The sequence below is a fragment of the Tenacibaculum sp. Bg11-29 genome (assembly GCF_002836595.1).
Lineage (GTDB): Bacteria > Bacteroidota > Bacteroidia > Flavobacteriales > Flavobacteriaceae > Polaribacter.
In genome coordinates, this window is sequence record NZ_PJBB01000003.1 from 197,514 (window position 1) to 222,402 (window position 24,889).

Here is a 24,889-nt window from a genome sequence, read left to right on the forward strand (position 1 = left end):
TTGTATATAACATTAACTCATGAACAAGAGGGTATTACTTATTACCGAGGGAACTTACCCTTATAATTACGGAGGTGTTTCTAATTGGGCACATACTTTATGTAATTTAGCCAAAAATATTGATTTTCATTTATATTCATTAAACTCCAATTTTGAAAATAAATCTAAATATCTGCTTAGTCCTAATATTAAAAGTATTACTCAACTTCCTCTTTGGACTACTGACCATCCTTTTGATCTTATTGATTATAATACTTCTTATACAAGAATTATAGAAAAAAAGTTTAAAACTACAGATATTATTATTAAAAATAATTTTATAAATCATTTTAGATCTTTTATAAAAAATTTAATTAGTAATAATTGTGATTTAGAGGTCTTAGAAACTTCAATTTATAATTTATATGATTATTTTCAAGAGTATGACTTTGATAAAACCTTAAAAAGCTTAGATGTTTGGACTGAATTTAAAGTTATTTTAATAGAAGAAGAATCATTAGAAACCTTAGAAACAACAACATTAAATGATATTACATTTTCTCTAAATTGGATTAGTAAAATTTTAATGACACTATCTATACCAATTCCTAAAATAGATATCGCTCATATTACAATCACAGGTTCTCCTATTATTCCAGCTTTAATAGCTAAAAAAGAACATGGTAGCTCAATTTTAGCTACCGAACATGGCGTATTTATTAGAGAACTCATGATTTACACAAATAGCTCTACTCATTCTTTTTTTCTTAAAAATCTTATGATTAGATCCTCCAAATCCATAACAAAACTTGCTTTTGCTAAAGCAGATAAAGTTGTGTCTGTTAATAAGTTTAACACAAAATGGGAATTTAATTATGGCTTATCAAAAGAAAAATCGAAAATAATTTACAATGGTGTAAATGAAAATGAGTTTACCTTTGGTGACAAACCTAAACACCTAAAAAACATACCTACTGTTGTCGCTATTGCTAGAATTTTTTCTTTAAAAGACATTTTCACAATGATTAGAACATGTGGTTATGTAAAAAAGACTATTCCAAATGTACAATTTTTGGTTTATGGAGATAAAAACGCAGATCCAGAATATACTCAAGGATGTAATGACTTAATTAAAGAGCTTAAACTTACAAAAAATTTCATTTTAGCTGGACATCACGGAGCTCCTCACAAAGCGTTTCTAGAAGGAGACATTTCTATTCTTACTTCTATTTCAGAAGGTTTTCCATATACAGTAATAGAATCTATGAGTTGCGGAATACCAGTTGTAGCAACAGATGTTGGTGGTGTAAGTGAAGCTATTACAGAATCTACAGGATTTATATGTGAACCGAAAAAATTTGAAGATTTAGGTGACAAGGTAATTTACCTGTTACAAAATAAAGATATAAGACTTCAAATGGGACGAAATGCAAGAAAAAGAGTTCTTGAGAATTTTACTATAGATAAAATCATCAAATCATATGAAGACCTATATGAAGATCTAATGGTAAAAGAAAAAATTGAGGACTATGCCGAACAATTACATTAGAAACTACACAATAATACTTAAACAAGTTCAGCATAAAATAGGAAAACCTGTTTCTGTTGATGTTGTTATTGCTATTATTGAATCTTTTGGTATAAAAGATAAAGACACTGCTGTTTACTATAATTTTAAAGACATTAAATCTTTAGCTATTGGCATTTTTAAAGAGCTTAGTTTAGATATATATAATGATCTTAAAAATGAGCAAGAAATTCAAGAAGAATTAAATATAAAAAAAGAAAAAGAAGGCTTTTTTTATGAAGCCTCTCTTTTTATTAAATCTTATTTATCAAATACTTCTTATTTATTAGCTTTTGTTATTCAACTAATAACCATCATCTTGTTTGGTTCTTCTCTTTATGCTTTTGTTGGATTTAATAAATTACAATCTACAACCGTTATTTTAGGTGTTATTTTAGGAATGGTATTAAGTGGTGGTACCATACAAGTAATTGGTAACGAAATATCTAAACACTATTATTTAAATGACTTTTCTATGGTTAGAAAAATGACTTTCTACCTAATCAAGCAAGGTCTTTTTATTTTAATAAGTGTACTCTTATTTTTAAATATTTTAAACTATTTAATTCCTTTCTATCCCCATAAAATGGTTCTTTTTACATCAATTTATGCATTTTTAATTGGCTTTCTTTTTTTAGTGTTTGCTCCTCTTCATGTGTTAAAAAGCCGCATAATAATCTTTATATCCACAACTTTCCCAACCTTTTTAGGTATCTATTTAATTAAAGAGAGTAAATTAAATATCTATCAAATACATTTTATAGGATTACTACTGGCTATAGCCATCGTTATAATTTTCATACTCATATATTTTAAATTTAAAAAAGCAAAAAAGAGTAAAAATAAAAAATATAGAATAGGAGTTCTTTTTTATAATAATTTTTATTTCTTTTTATATGGTCTTCTTATTAATCTATTCTTTTTTATAGATAGAATAATAGCATGGTCTAGCTATAAAATAAGTAACTTCTTTTTTCCTGTTTATTATGAAAAAGACTACGAGATAGGTATGGATTTAGCTATTATATTCTTCTTATTATTAGCTGGTTCTATAGAATATAACAGTACTTATTTTATTAGAAATTTAAACAAAAAACGTAAAAACACTAAGCTTACTGATATCATATCATATAAAAAAAACGTACACGATTTATACTTAAAAAATGTATTGTTATTATGTAGTACTGCAATTCCAATTTTTATACTTGTACAATATATTATTTATGGTAAATGGGGGTATAATTATTTTTTCTCAGAACCAATTAAGTACACAAACATAAAAGTAGCGCAAATAGGTATGCTTGCTTATTTTTTTATTTGTTGGGGTATATTAAACACCTCTTATTTAACCGTATTAAAACGACAAAAAAAAGCGCTCGAAATACTTTTCATGGCTTGCGTCTCCAATATCATATTTGGTTTTACATTAAGCAGGTTATTTTCTTATGAAGATAGTGTTTATGGATTATTAGCAGGCGCTATTTTATTTGCGGGGCTTACATTAAAAGAAAATATTAACATCTTAAAAAACATCGATTATCATACACCTTATTAAATATTACATTCTACCTATAAGCCTTCTTTTTTCTACAAAAAGCTTCTGTAATTCAAACATTGATACTATTTTTCTATGTTATGGAAAAGTACCTGTACATCAAATCACCAATTTCAAGTATGTAATTCTTGAAGAGGTTCATTATACAAAAGAAGAAATAACACAACTAAAACAAAAAAACGAGAAAGTTTTATGCTATATCTCTCTAGGAGAAATCCATAAGTACGTTTCTTTTTTTAAAGAAGCCAAAAACTACACATTAGAAGGAAAAAACACTATTTGGGACAGTTATTATCTTGATTTAAATCAAAAACCTCTTCAAGAAATTTTACTAAAAAACATTCAAGAAAAGCTAACTAAAGGCTTTGACGGCCTTTTTTTAGACAATATTGACAATTACGGTCCTTATGGTAAACAAAAAAAACAAACAAAAAAATTAGTTGAATTTCTAACAACTATTAAAAGCCGTTTTCCTGAAATATACTTAATGCAAAATGCAGGGTTAGCTATTATAAAACAAACACATACTTTTATTAATTCAGTAGCTATAGAATCTGTTATAACTAATTATAATTTCGAGAAAAAAAAATATCTATTTCGAGAAAAAAAAGAAAGTAAAAAAATTATAGAGCGATTAAAAAAAATAGAAGAAGATTATAAATTACCCATCTTATTAATTGAATACACCGAGAGTAAGAGAAAGTGCAATAAAATAAAAAGGAAATTAAATAAATACGATTGGCCTGTTTTCATAGGTCAAATTAATCTACAAAAAAAACCAACCTTCAACTAAAATGGAAACTTTTGAAATTGCTATATATTATAATTTGATAAGATTTCTTTCTATTGCTCTTTTATTCTATTTTTTTAAAAAAAAAATAGATTCAAAAAAAGAAATTTTATTTTCAGATTTTCTAATTATTAATACTAGTAAATATATTAGTATTAGTATAATTACAGTTTTCTTACTAGTACAATTTAATAATTATAATCTTTTAATTATTTATTTCTTGTTTCTTTATTTTTTATTCTTGACTTCAGAAACTTTAAAAACCTAACTAAAATTTATGGTTCAATAAAAATTGCGGTTAATAATTTACTAATTAAATCAATCTCTTTTATAGAAGAACCTGAAAAAATAAAATACCTTAAATCATATAATCAAAAAAAAAGGTTTTCAAGAAAAGAAATTTCAGATATATTCTCAATAGTACTAATAACTATTGCTACACCATTATTGAGATTTTTTTTTTATAAGAACGATGTTTATCTTTTTTCTGAAAACTGGTTCGATAACTTTAAAAAAACAAATTCACTGCCTAGTAATCAATGGTTTAACAGCAACTACGTAGAAACTGGAGAATTTGTTCTTATTGATTTATTCAGTAAAATATCAAAAGTTAGTACAGGAATGTCTTTACAGTTTTTTGGAATTATTCAAACTATACTTTTATCTATAATTATATATTGGGTTGTAAAAAAATCTAGCCCTAAAAAAGAAAACTTAATTTCTCTCCTTTTTTCTTTTGTTTTCATAGGTGCAATTAATTTATCTCCTTTAGATGTTAACTACATTTTAAAACATCATAATATTTTTTCCGCTTTATTTTTATTACTCCCTCTTTTAATTGTTTTAATTAAAACTCAAGATTTCCATTTTAATAATAAAACAAAATTAGTTTATATACACGCTATTTTAATAGCTTCTTTTTTAATCTCTTTTTCAGGAGTTATCATTGTATTCACTCTTTTCCTCTTACTTATTTTCTTATACGATTCTAATAAGCACATTAAACAAAAAGCACTATTATTATTTTATTTTATAACTTCTATGATATTCGTTTTATCTGCATACATGATATTTTATAATCATGGAGATTTTAATATTTGGTTCTTTATTAAAAGTAGCTTTATTCAAATATCTGCCTTTTCAAAAACGGCTAACTTACTTTTTCCTTATATCAACCTTATAAAAATAACGATGCTTTTATGCTTTATAGGTATTGTAAGCACTCTTCTTATAAAGAAAAATAGTATTTTATTAATCACTTCTTTATTTTATCTCCTCTTAGCAATACTATATCAAGTAGACCATTATTTAATAGATCATAGTTTACTTTTTTTAATTTTTAGTGTTTTTACACCAATGGTAATTGGTATAAATGTAGTTAACATTATTAATCTATTACCCTTAAAACTTATTAAAACAAGAAATATTGTTACGGCATCTTTTATCTCACTGTCTTTATTTTACTTAGTGTATACTCAAAAAGATCTTTTCTTAAGTTTAAAAATCTCGAATGAAACAAATAGAGAACTTTTAAATGCTTACAGCAAAATAACTAGCACACATTTACCATATACATATGCAATAATTAATCATGACAAAGCAGCTTTATTTAGTGAAAACAGCCACTTTTTTACTACTTATACTGATTTTAGTATAAATTATTTAAAAAGAGATTCTATCTATTTTTCCCATATAAAAGATAAAAAATTTCTAAAAAAAAAGCCAGAAATAATTTTACCACACAGTGTATTTCTTTTTGAAATTCTTGGTGTTGACAAAAATGTTAATAGAATAGGAATTCTAACAGGTTTACCACAATTAAAAATAAATAAAACGATAATAAATACTTTAAAAAATAGAAAAAGAAATATTAAAGTATACATCGAAACAAACAGACTTCGAGTCTATGAAATAGTTAATAAAAAAGGTAGTAGTAATATTAACGAAATATTATTTTACGATAAAAAATCATGAAAAAAATATTTTTATTCATACAAGTCACAGCCACATTATCATTTGTATTTTTAATACTAAACAATTACTTTATTGTAGATAAGGGTTCAATCGAAAATATAAATAATTCTTCAAAAAAAGAATTCTCTTCAAGTAATTTCTATAATGAAACATCTCAACCTATAATTAGTTATCTTATAAAAGAAGAAGACTTAAATACAAATATTACTTATAAAAACACAAAAAAACTATGTGATTATACAAAATTTCCATTTGGTATTATTACACCCAAAAAAATTAATAAAGACAATTATGAAATTGCTCCATCTATCAAAACAATTTGCATTAATAAAACAACCGATTTATCTAATAATGCTATTCAGAAAATATTAAGTTTTGTTAATAATGGAGGTTCTATTATAATAACTAATACAATTAATGACAAAAGGTTTAATTATTTAATAGGTCTTAAGAAAAATAGAAATCAACACGTTTATAATAACACTGCAAAAGGCTTTTTTTTTAAGAATGATTTTTTACCTAACCTTAATACATCTACACTATATGAAGATGTAATACATTATGGTTTTAGTAAAAAAAGTTTTACTAAAAACATAAACGTAATTATTCCATCTGTTAATGAAAAAACATATCCTGTGATTCTTGAAAACAGTATAGGTTTGGGGAAAGTTATTTTTTATAACTCTAGTTTAGAAATATCAAAATTCGAACGAGGAATTTTATTTTCTTCATTACTCTCTACATTAGAAGAAGTTCCTTACCCTATAGCCAATGTAAACACAATTTTTCTAGATGATTTTCCAAGTCCAACTTATCCTTTTAAAAGAGAACCTGTCGTAAGTGAATTTAATGTATCAAATCAAGAATTCGTGAATAAAATTTGGTGGCCAGATATGCTAAAATTAGCAAAAAAACATACGCTGAAATATACTGCAACTATTATTTTTGATTACGAAGAAAACACCGTTCCACCTTTTTCACTCAAAGAATGGAATAGCTCAAAGCTAAATAACATACCAATTCCCCATTTACTAACAAATGCATTATTAGACAATAATCACGAATTAGGTTTTCATGGATACAATCATGTTTCACTGCTCAAAAAAAACTGGACCCCTAAAAACACAGAAATTGCGCTTCAAACTGTAAAAAAAATATGGACCCTAAACGACTATAAAAAACTACCTACCTCATATATTCCTCCATCAAATTACATTGATAAATTTGGAATAGCGTCTTTAAACAGACACCTATCATCAATAAAATACATGTGTAGTCTTTACACTGGTGAATTTATTAAAGGTGGAGGTAGAGAATACGATCCTGAACCTTATTCAAGAAATTTGTTTGATTTCCCTAGAGTAACATCAGGTTTCTATTTAAATAACTCAAAAAAATATTTAAAAGAATCTGTTTATTTATTCACAGGTATTTGGTCACACTTCGTTCACCCTGATGATATTTACCAAATCCCGAGTGAAGATAATGCTAAAACGAGGGGTAAATTTAGCTATAGAAATAGTTTAAATCTTAATTGGAAAGAAAAGAATAAAAAAGGGATTGAAGGAATGTATCAACAATTCGATAATCTAATAAAAACACATAAGAAGAATTATCCTCTCACAACATTTCCGGATGTAAGAACTGCTGGAAAAACAGTTACAAACATAAGAAGCAATAGTTATAAACATACAATAGAAAAACATTTTTATACTGTTAGTAATTTAAAAAAAGAAAAACATAAACAAGATTGGTTTTTATATATTTCCAATAAAAAGAAAGGAGCTTTAATAACTTATTTAAAGGAAAAAAATATTCTTTTTTCATCTTTACCAATTCATAAAGGAGTGTTACTAAATATTAAAACAGATACACAAGAAATTAAAATACCTCTTTATAAAAACAAACTACAAAAAGATAGAATAGGATTCTATAAAACACTACAAGACTACAATACCTACATTAATTTTAAAGAAAAGGAGGCTTCTTTTATTACCGTAAGTCAAAAAATGAAACTGCTTCGTAAAGAATTGCTTTCAAGTAAAAAAATTGACAAAGAAAAATGGAAAACATATGCTAAATATTGTAGCTGGGAAAAGAAAGAACATCAATTTTGGTCTGATTTAGAACAATACTATTACATAAATAAAAATTATGAAACGGCGATGCTTTCTGAAGAATTAGCTAAGGTAATATGGTATTTCTCTAAAGGAGATAGAGAAAAATGGTTAGGCAGACAAATTTTAACAGCCACTACTTCTAAAATAAAACTAGCACTCATAAATATTTATATTAAAAATTTTAATACCAAAGATAATTTAAAAGCTATTATTGATAAATTTAAAATAAGAGCAACATTAAACCCTACTTCTAAAAACAAAGTAGCATATATATCATTGCTTTTATGGAACAAACAACCAGAAACCATAGCCGTTTTAAATGAACTCCCCCCTTCAAATGATTATAAAGAAATAGCGAAGGATATTGCTTGGCACTTTCATAAAAAAGGAAATATAAAAAAAGCTTTAGCATGGGCACATTTAACAAATGAAATACCAATAAACACTAAACTATATTGGCTTTTTAATTCAAAAAAATATGCTGAGTTAGAGAACTATTACAATACTTATATTCAACACAATAAAAATGATGATTTAGCAAAAATAACAATGAGTTATTTTTACTTATCTAGAAAAAAAATTAAAGAATCATGGATAATAGCCTCCACAATAAACAGTGATTATTCTGATTATAATAGTATTCAAAAAGAGCTTAATGGTATACTAAAATATCAAGACATTAATTTACAAGAAGATATAATAAACAATTATGACACCTCTTTTCTTTTAGATAAAGTAAAAGAAAACATAAAACGTTTAATTGTTTTACAGACAAACAATTCAATAAGTTTTACATCTTCTTTAGATACTTATAGAAATGATATAGCTTATTTTGATAAATCAATTACATATAGTAAGGTTTCTAAAAAATTACATGTACATAGTTTATCAGCAACGAATACCTTAATAGCGTCAAACAATAAAGTAAGTAGAGGTAAAGAATTATATGGTCTTCAATATAAGTTTGAAAACTCAAGAATGCTAAATAATAAGCTAAATTATTATACTAAATTAAGAGTTGAAACTGATAAAGGAAAGTATTATTACAAATTTGGTATGGGAGGTAGTTACAATTTAAAAAAGAATTTTATTTCTTTAAGTTATAATGTTTTTCCTGTAAAAAATAGTGTTGCCTATAATGAAAATCTTTATAAAAATCAATTTGGTATATATGCCGAAAGAGTTTTTAAAAACAGGGCTAATTTACTTATGTATATAGAGTCAAATTATTATTCTAATCATCAAAAAAACATTTCATATAATGTAGCCGCTAATCAGCCGATTTATAAATTTGGTTCTCAACAAATAAGAGCAACAATAGAAGGATCTTATGCTTTAGGCTCTACCAATTTCACAAGTGGTTTGCCTTTTTTTATGCTTAAAAAAAGACTTTTTGGTGGTGGTGGTTTTCAATATCTATTTAATACAGATGTAGATAAGACTAATGTTTTTATAGATGCTTTAACTTTTTCTGACAGTCATGCAGGTCTTTTTACAAGGTTTAGATCTCAGGTTAATTTTCAACTTAAAAAATATTTTATTGTAAACTTTAAAGGAGAATTGTTTTTAAATAAACAATACTACTCAAACTCTTTTAATGTTGGTTTAACTTACTATATCAAATAGTAAAAATTATACTAAGAATATCGTATTTTTGAACTCTAAATTTTCGTTTTATGAAAAAAATTCAAATGGTTGACCTACAAGGTCAGTACGCAAAAATAAAACCACAAGTAAATAAAGCTTTTGATAGTGTCTTAGACACAGCCTATTATATTGGTGGCCCCGAAGTTAAAGGGTTTGGAAGTGATTTAGAAAAATATTTAGATGTAAAACATGTAATTCCGTGCGCTAACGGAACCGATGCTTTACAAATTGCAATGATGGGATTAGGCTTAGAACAAGGTGACGAAGTTATTACTGCCGATTTTACTTTTGCTGCAACCGTAGAGGTTATTGCTTTATTAAAGTTAACTCCTGTTTTAGTTGATGTTGAACCAGATACTTTTAATATTGATATTGAAGCATTAAAAAAAGCAATTACACCAAAAACAAAAGCAATTGTACCTGTTCATTTATTTGGGCAATGTGCTAATATGGAAGCGGTAATGCAAATTGCTAAAGAGCATAACTTATTTGTTATTGAAGATAACGCGCAAGCAATTGGAGCTGATTATACATTCTCTGACGGAACAAAAAAGAAATCTGGAACTATTGGACATATAGGAACAACTTCATTTTTCCCTTCTAAAAACTTAGGTTGTTATGGTGATGGTGGTGCTATTTTTACAAATGATGATGATTTAGCTCATACAATAAGAGGTATTGTAAATCACGGAATGTACAAACGTTATTACCACGATGTAGTTGGGGTAAATTCTCGTTTAGATAGTTTACAAGCTGCTGTTTTACAAATAAAATTACCTTTATTAGATAATTTTTGTGATGCGCGTAGAAAAGCTGCAATGTATTATTCTGAAGCTTTTTCTACTAACTCGAATATCATTACGCCTGCTATTAGCGTTTTTACCACTCATGTTTTTCATCAATATACTTTAAGAATAACAAATGGTAAACGAGATGAATTACATCAATACTTATTAGATAATAATATTCCGAATGCAATTTATTACCCAGTACCTTTACATGCACAGAAAGCATATAAAGATGAGCGCTATAATGAAAACAATTTCGCTATTACCAATCAATTAATTGACGAAGTAATTTCTTTACCTATGCATACTGAATTAGATGAAGAGCAATTAATGTTTATTACAAAAACAATTAATGATTTTGTTTCTTAAAAATAGCTATGAATCAAAAAATAAAAACACTTAAAATAATTCACCTTGCATTAGTTGCGGGAGTAACTTTAGCCTATTTTTTAATAGGTGATTTTAAAAATATTTTAAATTTAGAAATAGATGATTCTTCTTTAATATATTCTTTTATTCCTGCAGTTGCTTACGTACTAAGTAATTTTATATTTAAAAAAGTTTTAAAAAATATAAAGAAGGATACTAGTGATGATGAAAAATTCATGATCTACCAAAATGCTTCTATTTATAAATGGGCAGTATTAGAAGTCGCTTGTTTCTCTATTCTTTTTTTAAAGCCTGATTTTATTCTTTTTGGTGTAATTCTTTTATTTTATATGATTCTTTTAGCTCCTAAAGAAGAGAAAATATTTCCTCTTTTAGAAATTAGGAAATAACTAAACTAGCATTATATTAAAAATTGAACTATGAAATTAATAAAAATTATTTATTCACTTTTCTTTGCAACTTGTCTTTGTTCTTGTAATATTCTGGAATTCCCTCCTACTAAGGACTCACATAGCTGCGAAGAATTATTAGATTTTAAATTAAATGAAACTATTAAGTTTAAGAGTAATCAAAATATTCTGGAATTCAAAGTTATCGATTTGTATGTAAAAAAAGTTGAAGGAAAAGATGGAAAAACATCAGAATTTTGTCAAATATCACAAGGATATGAAACAAATATAAATCAAGGTTATAAAATAAAAGAAAGAACTAGTCAAGGGAGTAATTATATAGATGAGGAAGATGCATATATAGAAATTTCACTGCTAGAAGCTCCTTTAGAAGAAGATTTTTTTAAAGTAAAACAAATAAGTGATGTTAATTATCATACAAATGATTTAAATGTAGATTATTACTTTAAATATGAATTAAATAATAAAACTTATGACAAAGTTATAGTTATATCTAAAGATACTATTAATGCTAACCCAAAAATTGGGTTTATAAAACGAGCAATACCAGGAGGAATTATTGAGTTTTATGACTTTCAAAGTAAACAAACCTGGAAATTAGTAGAATAGAAATAATTCTAAAACTTTGGAATATTTTTATTTAATTCTTTTAGTTCCGTAAAGAGATAAAATAAATCAACTTTTAAAATTGAAAATAACTTAAAAAGCGAACTTAATTAAGTTCGCTTTTTAAGTTTTATATATCTCTTATTGAGATATATAAAATAACAATCTAAAGTTTTATCATTACTCTTTACCAACTATTAAATGTGGCACTTTATTAACGTCCCAATCTATCACCAAACCACCTGCTAAAGATTTTGTTATTTCTTTACCATATAAATATTCACATAAATATAAAGCAGCTTCAAAAGACTTTGCTCCTCCTGCTGACGTAATATATTTACCATCATGAACAAAAAGCACTTCTTTTTTAATATTTAAATCAGGAAACATCTTGCGCATTTTATCAATATCTGAAGGAAATGTTGTAGATATCTTTCCTTTTAAAACACCAGCTTTTGCAAGTACAAAAGCGCCGTCACAATGAGAAGTTACAAACTCAGCTTCCTTATCAACTCTTTGCACAAAACTAATCAGATCCTTATTCTCTAAATCAGAATCTAAATGATGTTCTGCACTTGGTACTACCAAAATATCAATCTTAGGTAAACTATCTTTTAAATAATTAAAGTCAGGAAGAATTCTCATTCCTTCAAAAGTTGTAACAGGGGCGTTTGTATTTGCAACAGTAAACACATTCATTTGTTTAATTCCTTTTCTAAATATAGTGTGCTGAAAAATATCGAAAGGAGCTGTTAGCTCTGTATTAAAAGTTCCATCCATAATTAAAAAAGCAACATTATACCTACCTTCTTTTATATCTGGGAATACTTTTTCTTCTTTACTCTCTTTAGTTACACAGCTAAAAGTAACAACTAATACACATAAATATAATATACGTTTCATATCGTTTATTTAATAATGTTTAAAAATACATATAAAATGTATGTTGTGTCAATATTAAGAGTCCCCTTTACCCCTTTAACATTTAATTATGATTTTACGGGTAGTAATTCAATAAATTCGACAAAATTTTTTAAAAACATATTCATGACTAAAAGATTACTTTCTAAAGTACTTCTTACTGTGTTTCTTATAATTTTTTCGTTAAACTTAAATGCACAACGTAAAAAAAAGAAAAAAAACAGTAAAGAAGTAACTCAAACAAAGCCTAAAAGCAAACCAGATAAAAATGCTATTAAGCCATATGCTAAAGTTGTTACTAAAAAGCATAAAACTGACGAAGGATTATTTAAAGTACATTCTAAAGACCAACAGTTTTTATTCGAAATACCAAATTCTCTATTAAATAGAGAAATGTTAATGGTGACTCGTATTGCTAAAACAGCTAACGGCATTGGTTTTGGAGGTGGTAAACAAAACACTCAAGTCTTGCGTTGGCAAAAAAAACAAAAAAAAATATTATTAAAAGTCGTTTCTTATAACGTTGTAGCCGATACATTACTTCCTGTTCATAAAGCGGTTGTAAATTCTAATTTCGAACCTATATTATATTCTTTTCCTATAAAAGCTTTTAGTAAAGATTCTACTGCTACGGTAATTGACGTTTCTTCTTTATTCAACTCAGACGTAAAAGCTATTGGCTTTCCTCAAAATAAGAGAAAACAATATAAAATTTCTAAAATGGATAAAAACCGTTCTTATATAGAACGTATTAGTAGTTATCCTAAAAACATTGAAGTTAGAAATGTGAAAACATACATATCTAGCGCTGCCCCTTCAAACAGAAGTGTTGGTGCCGTTTCTATGGAATTAAGTAATTCTATGATTTTGCTTCCAAAAACACCAATGAAGCGTCGTTATTTCGACCAACGAGTAGGATGGTTTGCTAGATCTCAAACAGATTATGGATTAGATGCTCAAAAAAGCAAATCTGTTAAATACCTTGACAGATGGCGTTTAGAAGTTAAAGATGAAGATCTTGAAAAGTTTAAAAAAGGTGAATTAGTTGAACCTAAAAAACAAATAGTATATTATATAGATAACGCTACTCCTAAAGAATGGCGTAAATATATAAAACAAGGTATAGAAGACTGGCAAGTTGCATTTGAAGCTGCTGGTTTTAAAAATGCAATAATTGCAAAAGATGCTCCTACTAAAGAAGAAGATCCTGAATGGAGCCCTGAAGATGTTCGTTACTCTGTAGTTCGCTATTTAGCTTCGCCTATTCCAAATGCAAACGGACCTCATGTTAGTGATCCTAGATCTGGTGAAATTCTTGAATCTGACATTAACTGGTATCATAATGTAATGTCTTTATTACATAACTGGTTTTTTATTCAAACAGCAGCAATAAACCCAGATGCTAGAAGTAATAAATTTAAAGAAGAAGTAATGGGACGTTTAATTCGTTTTGTTTCTTCTCATGAAGTTGGTCATACAATCGGATTACCACATAATATGGGAAGTTCTGTTGCATACCCTGTAGATTCTTTACGTTCTGCGTCTTTTACTAAAAAGAACGGTACTGCTCCTTCAATAATGGACTATGCTCGTTTTAATTACGTAGCACAACCTGAAGACAAAGGCGTGGCATTAATGCCAAACATTGGGCCTTATGATAAATACGCTATTAGCTGGGGATACCGTCCTATATTCAACACCACTGCTAAAGAGGAAAAAGAAACTTTAAATAAATGGATTCTTGACAAAGCAGGAAACCCTATATACCGATTTGGTCATCAACAAGTACGCAATGTTATAGACCCTAGTTCTCAAACTGAAGATTTAGGTGACGATGCTATAAAAGCAAGTAAATATGGTATTAAAAACTTACAAAGAATTTTACCTCGTTTAGAAGAATGGACAACTAAAGATGGAGAAACGTACGATGAGTTAAAAACAATGTACGGACAATTGTTAGGTCAATTTAATCGCTATATGGGACATGTAAGTTCTAATATTGGTGGTGTTTACGAAAACTATAAAGCGGCAGGACAAAATGGAGCAGTATATACACATGTAGATAAAAATCATCAAAAAAATGCAGTTCGTTTTGTTAATGATGAATTATTTAAAACTCCAACTTGGTTGTTAAACAAAACAATTTTCAGTAAAACTGAATTTTCTGGTTCTGAAGAACGAATTAGGTCGCTACAAGTAAGAACCTTAAATCGTATTTTAAAAACGGGTAGATTGGCTCGTATGATTGAAAACGAAACATTAAACGGAGCTAGCGCATATACTCTTTTAAGTATGATGACCGATTTACGTAAAGGTGTTTGGAGTGAATTATATAATAACAAAGCTATTGATACGTATCGTAGAAATTTACAACGTGCGCATTTAGACCGTTTAAATTTCTTATTAAACAAAGCTAAAAGTCAAAAAGGATCAAATAACGGTGGTTATTTTAAGCAAACTGCTGTTAACATTAACCAATCTGATATTAAGCCTGTGGTAAGAGGTGAATTAAAACGTTTAAAACGTGATATAAAACGTGGTCTTACAACTACAAAAAACACGCTAAATCGTTATCACTTACAAGATGCTATTGATAGAATTGACAGCATTTTAGATCCTAAATAAAGAATATGCTTTTTTAACAAAAACAATCCTTTTAAAAAACTTCTTTGAAGTTGTATTATCTCCGATTTTTTAAATCTGCTTTAATACAACTTCATTTTTTTTATATTTACCTTTTCAAACAACAAAATTCTATGAAATACCTTTTTAAACTATCAATAATTCTTTTACTTTTTATTAGTAGTTGCACTCCAAAAACAGCAACTGAAAAAGAAGCAAAAGCAACTATAAAAGATACTTACGTTAAAGATAATTATAATAAAAAAGAAGTAAATATTCCCATGAGAGATGGTAATAAATTACATACAACTATTTATTCACCTAAAGACACTAGTAAAGTATATCCTATTTTACTACAACGTACCCCTTATAGTTGTAGACCTTATGGTGACGATAAATTTAGAACCAAAATTGGTCCGAATTTAAACTTAATGAAAGAAGGAAATATTGTAGTATATCAAGATGTTCGTGGTCGTTGGATGAGCGAAGGCGTGTATGATAATATGCGTGCTTATATTCCGAATAAAACAGCTAAACAAACTGATGAGACTAGTGATACTTATGACACAATTGACTGGTTAGTAAAAAATATAACAAACAATAACGGTAAAGTAGGTACTTGGGGAATTTCATATCCTGGGCATTACGCTACTATTTCAACGATTGATGCACATCCTGCTTTAAAAGCAGCCTCACCACAAGCATGTATTGGAGATTTCTTTTTTGATGATTTTCATCATAATGGTGCTTTTTTACTAAGCTATTTTAATGCGATTCCTTTATTTGGTACTTACAAAGACCAACCAACAGATTCTGCTTGGTATTCTTTTCCAGAAATGAAAACCCAAGATCAATATCAATTTTTCTTAGATAAAGGTCCTTTAAAAAACTTAAACGAATATTTTCAATATGATAAATTAGATGTTGCTACTGCTGAAAATAAAGACAGAATTGATGATTTTTTCTGGAAAGAAATGGTAGAACACCCTAATTACGATTCAATTTGGCAAAGCAAAGGTATTATTCAACATTTAAATAAAGTACCATCTACAGTAGCAACAATGATTGTTGCAGGAGAATTTGATGCAGAAGATTTATACGGACCTTTAGAAACCTATAAAAATATTGAAAAACATCAACCAAACAATTACAATACCTTAGTTTTTGGTCCTTGGGATCATGGCGGATGGGCTAGAAACAAAGTGCAAAACAAAGTAGGAAATTATTATTTTGGAGATTCAATTTCTTTAAAATTTCAAAAAGAAATAGAAACGAAATTCTTTAATCATTTCTTAAAAGGAGATGGTTCTAAAAATAGTGGGTTACCAGAAGCTTATGTTTTTGATACTGGTAAAAAAGAATGGAAATCGTATGATGTTTGGCCTCCAGAAAACACTAAAAAAGAAGTGTTCTTTTTATCAGAAAATCAAAAATTAATAATTGTTCCTCCTGTTCATAAAAAATATATTAAACCAATCAACTTCGTTAGTGACATTAAACATCCTGTTCCGTATTCTGAAGATATTAAAACAATTTTTACACCTCGTAAATACATGACCGATGATCAGCGTTTTGCAGCAAGAAGACCTGATGTTTTAGTTTTTCAAACTGAAGAGTTAACCGAAGATTTTACACTTTCTGGAGATATTTTAGCAAAACTGAATGTAGCAACTACAGGTTCTGCTGCTGATTGGATTGTAAAAGTAATTGATGTACATCCTGCTGATTTAAAAAATGACAATAAAGAAATGCAATCGCATTTAAAACTAAGTAATTATCACATGATGGTTCGTAGTGAAGTAATGCGTGGTCGTTTTAGAAATAGTTTTGCAAAACCAGAACCGTTTACTCCTAATAAGAAAACTGCTGTAAATATAAAATTACAAGATGTCTTTCACACGTTTAAAAAAGGTCATAAATTACAAATACAGGTACAAAGCACATGGTTTCCGTTAATTGATTTGAATCCGCAAACTTATGTTCACAATATTTACAAGGCCACTGAAAAAGATTTTAAAACGCAAACACATACTGTGTTTTCAGACTCTAGTATTGAATTTTCTGTTTTAAAATAAAAATAATGAATTGTAAAAACTGTAATGAAATAATAGAAAATAATGCTCTTTTTTGTGACAATTGTGGAGCGAAGATTATTAAAAGCCGAATTACTTTTAAGTTTTTAATGGTCGAACTTTTTTCTATGTTAGGCTTTAATAGCATGTTTTTTAACACCTTAAAAAAAATGTTTTTAGCACCGAATGAGGTCCTAAATGAATATTTAAACGGGATAAGAAAACGTTATGTAAATCCATTTGCATATCTAGCTGTTGGTGCGGCATTGTCGTTAATTATTTTTAATTTCTTTTCTAAAGATTATTTAAAAATGCAAGCAACAGTAAACCAATCTCAAACTAAAGAGATTAAAGAACTAGCTAATAAAGATTTATCTACAATTAAAAACTTATCTACAGAAGAATTTAATAAACTTAAGGTCAAACAACAGTTTGCAAAAAAACAATTACATTATCTGGATAGCTGGGCTGGTTTTATACTACGAAATTTTAATATTATTACATTCCTGTTCCTTCCCTTTTATGCATTATTAAGTAAGTTTACTTATACTAAACCTCACAATTTCGGAGAGCATATTGTAATAAATTCCTATATTCTAGGAACAACAATGTTTCTAACTTTACTTTCTTTTATTTTAGGTATGCTTATTCACCCTAGTCTTTTAACCTATAGTATTCTAGCTACATTAGTATATTACCTTTACTGTTTTAGCAAATTATATAAACTTGGTTTTGGAAAATCCATATTAAAACTATTACGTTTTATAGGCGTGTTAATTCTAATGACTATTATTATTTTAATACTAGGAAGTATTATCGGGGTTATAATTGGTAAATTTTTCCCTAACCTAATTAATCTAAAATCTTAAAACACATACTTTTTTTCTAAGATTCTAACATCAAATTTTATGTTCTAAAATAACCGTATTATAATCACTCTTATTCATAACAAACCTCATAATTTAATTATGAGGTTTTGCTTTTAATTATCCTTTGATTCTTGACCTAAAAACGACTAAATTCGTTATCGTACGATACCATCATTAAAACAACGGATATCTTAATCACTAACTGTGACTCCAAAAAAATTAAAGCCTAATATGAAAAAACACATATTCCTTTTATTGTTAGTAGTTATTTCAATTCTGATTTACAACTACTATAACGAAGATACAAACGAACTGAAAATAGCTCAAGACAGTTCAGGTGACGAATATTTAAATTTGGAATTAGGAAAAATGCGTTACAAGGTTTATGGTAGCGAGAACCAGAATACTTTAATTTTAATACACGGATTCAATGGTTATATGGAATGTTGGAATCCGAATATAGATTCGCTTGTGCATGCAGGTTATAAAGTTGTTTTATATGATTTATGGGGAAGAGGACTCTCTGATAGACCTAGAGTTGATTTAAAAATTGAAATTTTTAGAAATCAATTAAACGACCTAATTGAATTTATTGATTCAAAAAAAGTTAGTTTAATTGGCTCATCTTTTGGTTGCGTAATTGCATCTGATTATACACTTAAGTATCCAAATAGAGTTGAAAAATTAGTCTTTGTTGGACCAGCTGGTTGGCCATCTGACGAAAACAAGCCTTCAAGCTTGATTAAAGTTCCTATTTTATCGCAAGCAGTTTTTTACTTTTTTGGACAAAACATTCTAAAACCAAAAGTTGAGAATTACCTCTATGATAAAAAGAATTATAATTGGGCTGTTGACTATTGGGAAAAGTATGCAAATTACGATGGTTATACTCGTTCTGCTTTATCAGCGTTAAAATACTCACCTGTTATAGATAATTTAGAAGGTTGGAAGAAAATTGGAAAAGAAGGAAAGCCAATTTTATTTATTTGGGGTGAAGATGATGTTAGTTTTCCTTTTTCAAATGCAAAAAAGGCTAAAAAATTAATTCCTGGCTCTAAAGTTATCGGAATTAAAAATTCTGCACATTGGGTAAATATCGAAAAACCTGAATTGGTTAATAAAGCAATTATATCATATCTAAACGAATAAAAACCACACCATCTATAAATTAATTACTTTGACAAGTACTTAACTGATTGCCTCTATTGATTATGATGATAATTAAAACACATGCCATACTTATGGATTCTAGCATCCAATTTTATGTTTTAAAACAACCGTATTATAGACACTAATATTCATAACAAACTTCATAATTTAATTACGAGGTTTTACTTTTTAGGTTAGTTTGATTATTGATTCAAAAACAGCTAACTTCGTTATCGTATGATGTTCATTATTAAAATGATGGACATCTTTATAGTGATTTATCAAATTAAAAATTATGCAAAAATGCAAATTATGTTTAACGAAAAATGCTGATAAAAAAAACTCTCATATTATTCCAAAATTCATGGGTAAAAGATTGTTTGAATCTACAAATCCTAGATATGGGGTTAAAATAGATGTTAATGGTAAATCGAAAAAAATACAAGACTCCCCTAAAGAAGATTATATTTTCTGCTCAGACTGTGAAGAAAGATTTGCTAAACTTGAACATTATTTTTCGTTGAAATTAAAAAGCATACATAATTACAGTAATGAAAAAGATAAATTTAAAATTCATACCATTCAAAAAAACACTATTCTAGAGTGTTTTAAAGTCCCATTTAATGCAATAAAACTTTTTAACTATTCTTTAGTCTGGAGAGCGAGTATCTCTAACAGACATGAATTTTCAAACTTTAAACTCCCTAAACTTAATGAAGAAATTTTAAGAACTTTCTTAAATTCTAATTTAACATTATCACATAAAAAACTAACTGAAACATTAAAGAATATTCAGGATGAAACCAATTTTGATTCGTATTTCTTCAAATGTATTGTGAAAAACGAATATTCAAGAGGTATTTTTACAGCTTACGAATTTTCAAAGCATTCTTTTGGACTCTTTTTAGTCGATATTATCATTTTTTTATATATTGATAAATCAAAAATCCCAAATGAATTTCAAATAATTTCAAACACGCAAAAAAACAACGCATTAATAGCTATGGCCGATATTCCTAATTGGAAAAAATTAAATTCGGGACCATTGAAAAGTATAAGTAATGTAATCAACTAACTTAAATGTTTCTATTAAAATCTTAGTAATTATATCATACTGTATTTTCGGATTCTAGTAATGAGTTTTCTATTCTAGAAAAATCGTATTATAAATACTCTTACTTATAACCAACCTCATAATTTAATTACGAGGTTCAGCTTTTAGTTTGATTCTTAGCTCAAAAACTGCTAACTTCGTTATCGTGCCATATCCATCATTAAGACAACGGATATCTTAATCATTGTAAAACATTATAAATTGAGATACTTTATAAAAATAATTTTTACATCGTTAATTCTAATTTCTTGTAAAAACAATGAAAAATTAATTTCACAAGAATTTTATTATCCTAATAAACCTAAATTTTCTAAAAATAAAAATCATCAATTTATAGACATAAAAACATTTGAAAATTTTAATCAATTAGTTGATAATCTTGAAATTTTAAATTATCATGGGAAAAAGGCTTATTTAAAAATTGAAAGTAAAAATATAATTATTTAATTTCAACAACTTTTGGCCAATGTTTCCCTGTACTTTTGAAATTTAAAAACATTTTAAGTATATCAAAAGATAGTATAAAAAAAGAAAAAGACTATCCTATTCTCGAGTTAAAAACTGTAATGAAAAAAGATTTACTCAATTCTGGAGAAAATGATAGATATTCTGACTCATCTGAAAAACTTGTAATTTCATTAACAAGTGAAATAAATGAATTGGAAAATTTAATTTTGAAAGTAACCAAAGTATTTAATGAAACTCAAGAAGTAACTTCTGACTCTTTAAACCTGAACATATATATTAATAGGAGAATGGAAATATATCCACCAACACCGAGAACAGAATATATTGAGTAAAACCTTTTTACAACACTATATATAATTTTTTATTAGTGTTCTAGCCTAGCGAATTTTCTATTCGGTTTGTATTTGCTAATTTAATTACTGAAATACACAATTAAATCTTACTCAAATACAATAACTAAACATCTACAACCATTTCAAAAACTCACTTCTATCAATCTCACCAGCGCCCAAACTTTCTAGATGTTCATTGTGTACTTGGCAATCTATCAATTTATAACCGCAATTTTTCACTAAATATATAAAAGCAACTTTACTCATATTACTTGCTTTGCTAAACATACTTTCGCCACAAAAAACACCGTTGTTTAAATCAACACCGTATAAACCAGCAACTAATGTATCATTCATCCAAACTTCAATAGATTTTGTAATTCCTTTTTCGTGTAAATTAATATAAGCATGCTCCATATCGTCAGTAATCCAAGTACCTAATTGATCATTTCTATCAATATGGCGGCAATTAAAAATCACCTCTTTAAAAGCCTTGTTTTCTGTTATCGTAAAATTATTTTTTCGCAATACCTGACGCATCGATTTTGATACTCTTAACTCATCAGGAAATAACACCATACGTTCTGGTGGCGAATACCAAACAATAGGTTCCCCTTCGTTAAACCAAGGGAAAATTCCATTTTTATAAGCATAAATCAAACGTTCAGCAGATAAATCTCCGCCAAAAGCTAAAACACCATCTTCGTTTGCAAATTCGTGGGGTGGAAATACTATTTCTTCAGGTAACCAAATCATATAAATACAATAATAAAGCCTACAAATATAGCATAGTTCTTATCACTATAACTGATAAAACGACAACGTTCATTTCATTTTTATAATTCTTAACAAAATGAAAACGTATCAATTCAAATTTCCATAATTTTGCAACATGGTAAAAGAACTTCAACTACGTGTTAATTTAATAGAAGAAAAGAAAGAAGATATTCTAAAAAAGAAAGCTTCTAGAAAATTAGACATCGCTCTTTCTACGATAACAGCTGTAAAGGTGTTGCGTAAATCTATTGATGCTCGTAAAAAAGATGTTATTTTTAACTATAAAATAGCTGTATATATTAACGAACCTTTGCCTGATACACCAGATTATGTTTTCGAATATAAAGATGTTTCGAAAGCAAAAGAGGTTCACATTATTGGTTTTGGTCCCGCAGGTATGTATGCTGCGCTGCGCTGTATAGAACTAGGTTACAAACCTATTGTTTTAGAACGTGGTAAAAATGTACAAGATCGTCGTAGAGATTTACGTGCTATTAATCAAGAACACTTTGTAAACGAAGATTCTAATTATTGCTTTGGCGAAGGTGGTGCAGGAACGTATTCTGACGGAAAACTATATACGCGTAGTTTAAAACGTGGTGATGTTCGTCGAATCTTTGAAAACTTAGTACATCATGGTGCTGCTGATGATATTTTAATTGATGCACATCCTCACATTGGAACAAACAAACTGCCTAAAATTATTCAAAACATTCGTGAGAATATTATAAAATATGGTGGTGAAGTTCATTTTAACACACGTGTTACAGATTTCGTAGTTAAAAACAATAAAATACAAGCCATACAATTACTAAACGGAAATGAAATGACAGTAAATGCTGTTATTTTAGCAACAGGGCATTCCGCTAGAGATATTTATGAGCTACTGAATAAAAAAGACATTTTATTAAAAGCGAAGTCATTTGCAATGGGAGTTCGTGTAGAGCACCCTCAAGAAATTATTGATCAGATTCAATACAGTTGTTCTGGACAAAGAGATGAGTTACTGCCTGCAGCTGCTTATAGTTTAGTACAACAAGTAAACAACAGAGGTGTATATTCATTTTGCATGTGTCCTGGTGGATTTATTGTACCTGCTGCAACCGCAAATGGTGAAGTTGTTGTAAACGGAATGTCTCCTTCTCGTAGAAATAACAAGTTTGCGAATTCAGGAATTGTAGTAGAATTAAATATTGATAAAGATTTTAAGAAATACGAACATTTCGGAGCTTTAAAAGGATTAGAGTTTCAAAAAGATTTAGAAAAAATAGCTTTTAATGCTGGTGGAAAAAGTCAGGTTGCACCTGCACAACGTTTAACCGATTTTGTTGAAGGTAATTTATCTTCATCTTTAAATGAAACTTCATATCAACCAGGATTAAAATCTTCTCCGTTACATTCATTACTTCCAAAAATAATTGGAGGTAGGTTACGTAAAGGTTTTGATGCGTTCGGAAAAAAAATGCACGGATATTATACTGCTGAAGCGAATATTATTGGTGTAGAATCTCGTACTTCATCGCCCGTAAACATTCCTAGAAAAGAAAATTTAGAACATCCTGAAATTGAAGGTTTGTTTCCTTGTGGTGAAGGTGGTGGTTATGCTGGAGGAATTATATCAGCAGCAATGGATGGTGAACGTTGTGCTGAAGCGGCAATTGCTAACTTATAATTAACGATATTTCTTTGATTTATCTCTAATTACCTTGTATTTTTGTCTTCTCTAAAAGATGTTTGGAGAATCAAGTAAATAAAAGTGGAGAAAAAAAGAAACAAAAAAAAGAAAAACCCGCACGTAAAACGTTTACACAATTACTATCAACGTACTGGTTTTTATATGTTTATTTGGGAAAGTTTAAAAAAAGCTTTTTTACCAATATTAATAGCGGTTACAGTTGTATTTTTATTCAACAGATACGTGTACAACCTCAACGATGCTTTACAAGTAGTTACCGAAACTTTTTCTATACTTGGTATATTAATTACTTTTTTTGTTTCTGAAACTATATTAGGCTTAATACCTCCAGAGATTTTTATTGCTTGGGCAAAAAAAACGGCAAATCCAGTTTTAAATTTATCAATTTTAGCAACCTTATCTTATTTAGGTGGCTTAACAGCTTATTTTATAGGAAGGGCTTCTTTAAAAATTAAGTCAATAAAAAACTATTTAGAAGTTAAAATGGCTAAAAACCTCAAAAACACGAGTAAGTGGGGAGGTATTTTAATTTTGGTTGGTGCATTACTGCCCTTACCTTTTGCAATCAGTTGTTTAACAGCAGGTATGATTAAGTATCCGTTTAAAAATGTAGTTATTTTTGGGCTATTCCGTTTTTTACGTTTTGCCATCTATGCTTTGGCTATTTTCAGCATCGTTAATTAAATTAATAATATTAAACACAAATTTATGGGAGGCTTATCAAATAACGATATTTTTAAAAAATTAAGAGTAGCACACAAGTTACGTGATACAGATATTGTTGAAATTTGTGCTTTAGTAGACTTTAAAGTTTCTAAAGGAGAATTAGGTGCGCTTTTCAGAAATGAAGAACATCCTAAATACATGGAGTGTGGAGATCAAATTCTTAGAAATTTCTTAAATGGTTTGGTCATTCATTTGAGGGGGCCAATGCCTAAAAAAGAAAAACCAAAAACTACTTAATAACAAAAACCTTCTGATTTAAAATCAGAAGGTTTTATTTTCTACATAAAACCTTCATTCAACATGATAAACCTGAATGA

At 27.9% G+C, this 24,889-nt stretch carries 20 protein-coding genes; 18 read left to right on the forward strand and 2 right to left on the reverse strand.

The window, feature by feature from the left end; translation table 11 throughout:
• Nucleotides 1–19 precede the first annotated feature (19 nt).
• The 8 genes from pelF (at nucleotide 20) to CXF68_RS00945 (ending at nucleotide 11,829) form a co-directional block, all read left to right on the forward strand.
• Nucleotides 20–1,528, forward strand: coding sequence for a GT4 family glycosyltransferase PelF (gene pelF / locus CXF68_RS00905; RefSeq protein ID WP_101042486.1), 1,509 nt, complete (start codon nucleotides 20–22; stop codon nucleotides 1,526–1,528).
• Nucleotides 1,509–3,101, forward strand: a complete 1,593-nt coding sequence (locus CXF68_RS00910) for a hypothetical protein (protein ID WP_101042487.1) — start codon at nucleotides 1,509–1,511, stop codon at nucleotides 3,099–3,101. The genes pelF and CXF68_RS00910 overlap by 20 nt, the downstream gene beginning before the upstream one ends.
• A gap of 124 nt (nucleotides 3,102–3,225) precedes the next feature.
• A complete protein-coding gene (locus CXF68_RS00915) occupies nucleotides 3,226–3,894 on the forward strand; it encodes an endo alpha-1,4 polygalactosaminidase (protein WP_255398703.1) in 669 nt (222 codons plus the stop codon).
• Nucleotides 3,895–4,338: 444 nt separating this feature from the next.
• Nucleotides 4,339–5,865 carry a hypothetical protein gene (locus tag CXF68_RS00925; protein ID WP_101042490.1) on the forward strand — a complete coding sequence of 509 codons (1,527 nt, stop codon included), beginning with the start codon at nucleotides 4,339–4,341 and terminating at the stop codon, nucleotides 5,863–5,865.
• Nucleotides 5,862–9,611, forward strand: coding sequence for a DUF2194 domain-containing protein (locus CXF68_RS00930; RefSeq protein ID WP_101042491.1), 3,750 nt, complete (start codon nucleotides 5,862–5,864; stop codon nucleotides 9,609–9,611). The genes CXF68_RS00925 and CXF68_RS00930 overlap by 4 nt, the downstream gene beginning before the upstream one ends.
• Nucleotides 9,612–9,661: 50 nt before the next feature.
• On the forward strand, nucleotides 9,662–10,789 hold the full coding sequence (locus CXF68_RS00935; protein WP_101042492.1) for a DegT/DnrJ/EryC1/StrS aminotransferase family protein: 1,128 nt from the start codon (nucleotides 9,662–9,664) through the stop codon (nucleotides 10,787–10,789).
• Between the two features lie 8 nt (nucleotides 10,790–10,797).
• Complete coding sequence (locus CXF68_RS00940) at nucleotides 10,798–11,199, forward strand: MFS transporter (RefSeq protein WP_101042493.1); 402 nt, start codon at nucleotides 10,798–10,800, stop codon at nucleotides 11,197–11,199.
• A 30-nt stretch (nucleotides 11,200–11,229) separates the two neighbouring features.
• Complete coding sequence (locus tag CXF68_RS00945; protein WP_101042494.1) at nucleotides 11,230–11,829, forward strand: hypothetical protein; 600 nt, start codon at nucleotides 11,230–11,232, stop codon at nucleotides 11,827–11,829.
• Nucleotides 11,830–12,006: 177 nt separating this feature from the next.
• On the opposite strand, the gene CXF68_RS00950 is transcribed toward CXF68_RS00945, so the two are convergent.
• The gene (locus tag CXF68_RS00950) at nucleotides 12,007–12,729 is read right to left on the reverse strand and encodes a DJ-1/PfpI family protein (RefSeq protein WP_101042495.1); all 723 of its coding nucleotides are present in this window, start codon (nucleotides 12,727–12,729) and stop codon (nucleotides 12,007–12,009) included.
• Between the two features lie 144 nt (nucleotides 12,730–12,873).
• Between CXF68_RS00950 and CXF68_RS00955 the strand changes: the two genes are divergently transcribed.
• The 7 genes from CXF68_RS00955 to CXF68_RS00985 all read left to right on the forward strand — a co-directional run bounded on the left by CXF68_RS00955 (nucleotide 12,874) and on the right by CXF68_RS00985 (nucleotide 21,373).
• Nucleotides 12,874–15,372 (forward strand): zinc-dependent metalloprotease, encoded by a 2,499-nt coding sequence (locus tag CXF68_RS00955; RefSeq protein ID WP_101042496.1) that lies wholly within the window; start codon nucleotides 12,874–12,876, stop codon nucleotides 15,370–15,372.
• A gap of 131 nt (nucleotides 15,373–15,503) precedes the next feature.
• Nucleotides 15,504–17,444, forward strand: coding sequence for a CocE/NonD family hydrolase (locus tag CXF68_RS00960; RefSeq protein WP_101042497.1), 1,941 nt, complete (start codon nucleotides 15,504–15,506; stop codon nucleotides 17,442–17,444).
• Nucleotides 17,445–17,449: 5 nt separating this feature from the next.
• A complete protein-coding gene (locus CXF68_RS00965; protein ID WP_101042498.1) occupies nucleotides 17,450–18,310 on the forward strand; it encodes a DUF3667 domain-containing protein in 861 nt (286 codons plus the stop codon).
• 231 nt (nucleotides 18,311–18,541) lie between these two features.
• On the forward strand, nucleotides 18,542–19,459 hold the full coding sequence (locus tag CXF68_RS00970) for an alpha/beta fold hydrolase (protein ID WP_101042499.1): 918 nt from the start codon (nucleotides 18,542–18,544) through the stop codon (nucleotides 19,457–19,459).
• A gap of 295 nt (nucleotides 19,460–19,754) precedes the next feature.
• Nucleotides 19,755–20,534 carry a hypothetical protein gene (locus CXF68_RS00975; RefSeq protein ID WP_101042500.1) on the forward strand — a complete coding sequence of 260 codons (780 nt, stop codon included), beginning with the start codon at nucleotides 19,755–19,757 and terminating at the stop codon, nucleotides 20,532–20,534.
• Between the two features lie 240 nt (nucleotides 20,535–20,774).
• Nucleotides 20,775–21,020, forward strand: a complete 246-nt coding sequence (locus tag CXF68_RS00980) for a hypothetical protein (RefSeq protein ID WP_101042501.1) — start codon at nucleotides 20,775–20,777, stop codon at nucleotides 21,018–21,020.
• Between the two features lie 35 nt (nucleotides 21,021–21,055).
• Complete coding sequence (locus CXF68_RS00985) at nucleotides 21,056–21,373, forward strand: hypothetical protein (protein WP_101042502.1); 318 nt, start codon at nucleotides 21,056–21,058, stop codon at nucleotides 21,371–21,373.
• A 132-nt stretch (nucleotides 21,374–21,505) separates the two neighbouring features.
• Here the strand turns inward: CXF68_RS00985 and aat are convergent, their stop codons facing one another.
• Nucleotides 21,506–22,129 carry a leucyl/phenylalanyl-tRNA--protein transferase gene (gene aat / locus CXF68_RS00990; RefSeq protein ID WP_101042503.1) on the reverse strand — a complete coding sequence of 208 codons (624 nt, stop codon included), beginning with the start codon at nucleotides 22,127–22,129 and terminating at the stop codon, nucleotides 21,506–21,508.
• A 136-nt stretch (nucleotides 22,130–22,265) separates the two neighbouring features.
• On the opposite strand from aat, the gene CXF68_RS00995 reads away from it, so the two are divergent.
• The 3 genes from CXF68_RS00995 (at nucleotide 22,266) to CXF68_RS01005 (ending at nucleotide 24,809) form a co-directional block, all read left to right on the forward strand.
• Nucleotides 22,266–23,822 carry an NAD(P)/FAD-dependent oxidoreductase gene (locus CXF68_RS00995; protein WP_101042504.1) on the forward strand — a complete coding sequence of 519 codons (1,557 nt, stop codon included), beginning with the start codon at nucleotides 22,266–22,268 and terminating at the stop codon, nucleotides 23,820–23,822.
• An 84-nt stretch (nucleotides 23,823–23,906) separates the two neighbouring features.
• Nucleotides 23,907–24,530: a YqaA family protein gene (locus CXF68_RS01000; protein WP_101042505.1), complete on the forward strand. Its 624-nt coding sequence runs from the start codon at nucleotides 23,907–23,909 to the stop codon at nucleotides 24,528–24,530.
• 24 nt (nucleotides 24,531–24,554) lie between these two features.
• On the forward strand, nucleotides 24,555–24,809 hold the full coding sequence (locus CXF68_RS01005; protein WP_101042506.1) for a DUF1456 family protein: 255 nt from the start codon (nucleotides 24,555–24,557) through the stop codon (nucleotides 24,807–24,809).
• Nucleotides 24,810–24,889 lie beyond the last annotated feature (80 nt).

Coding starts and splice junctions, on each gene's coding strand:
- CXF68_RS01005 (WP_101042506.1), top strand. CDS start 24,555: ATGGGAGGCTTATCAAATAACGATATTTTTAAAAAATTAAGAGTAGCA.
- CXF68_RS00945 (WP_101042494.1), top strand. CDS start 11,230: ATGAAATTAATAAAAATTATTTATTCACTTTTCTTTGCAACTTGTCTT.
- aat (WP_101042503.1), bottom strand. CDS start 22,129: ATGATTTGGTTACCTGAAGAAATAGTATTTCCACCCCACGAATTTGCA.
- CXF68_RS00910 (WP_101042487.1), top strand. CDS start 1,509: ATGCCGAACAATTACATTAGAAACTACACAATAATACTTAAACAAGTT.
- CXF68_RS00970 (WP_101042499.1), top strand. CDS start 18,542: ATGAAAAAACACATATTCCTTTTATTGTTAGTAGTTATTTCAATTCTG.
- CXF68_RS00960 (WP_101042497.1), top strand. CDS start 15,504: ATGAAATACCTTTTTAAACTATCAATAATTCTTTTACTTTTTATTAGT.
- CXF68_RS00935 (WP_101042492.1), top strand. CDS start 9,662: ATGAAAAAAATTCAAATGGTTGACCTACAAGGTCAGTACGCAAAAATA.
- CXF68_RS00965 (WP_101042498.1), top strand. CDS start 17,450: ATGAATTGTAAAAACTGTAATGAAATAATAGAAAATAATGCTCTTTTT.
- CXF68_RS00930 (WP_101042491.1), top strand. CDS start 5,862: ATGAAAAAAATATTTTTATTCATACAAGTCACAGCCACATTATCATTT.
- CXF68_RS00975 (WP_101042500.1), top strand. CDS start 19,755: ATGCAAAAATGCAAATTATGTTTAACGAAAAATGCTGATAAAAAAAAC.
- CXF68_RS00940 (WP_101042493.1), top strand. CDS start 10,798: ATGAATCAAAAAATAAAAACACTTAAAATAATTCACCTTGCATTAGTT.
- CXF68_RS00995 (WP_101042504.1), top strand. CDS start 22,266: ATGGTAAAAGAACTTCAACTACGTGTTAATTTAATAGAAGAAAAGAAA.
- pelF (WP_101042486.1), top strand. CDS start 20: ATGAACAAGAGGGTATTACTTATTACCGAGGGAACTTACCCTTATAAT.
- CXF68_RS00955 (WP_101042496.1), top strand. CDS start 12,874: ATGACTAAAAGATTACTTTCTAAAGTACTTCTTACTGTGTTTCTTATA.
- CXF68_RS00950 (WP_101042495.1), bottom strand. CDS start 12,729: ATGAAACGTATATTATATTTATGTGTATTAGTTGTTACTTTTAGCTGT.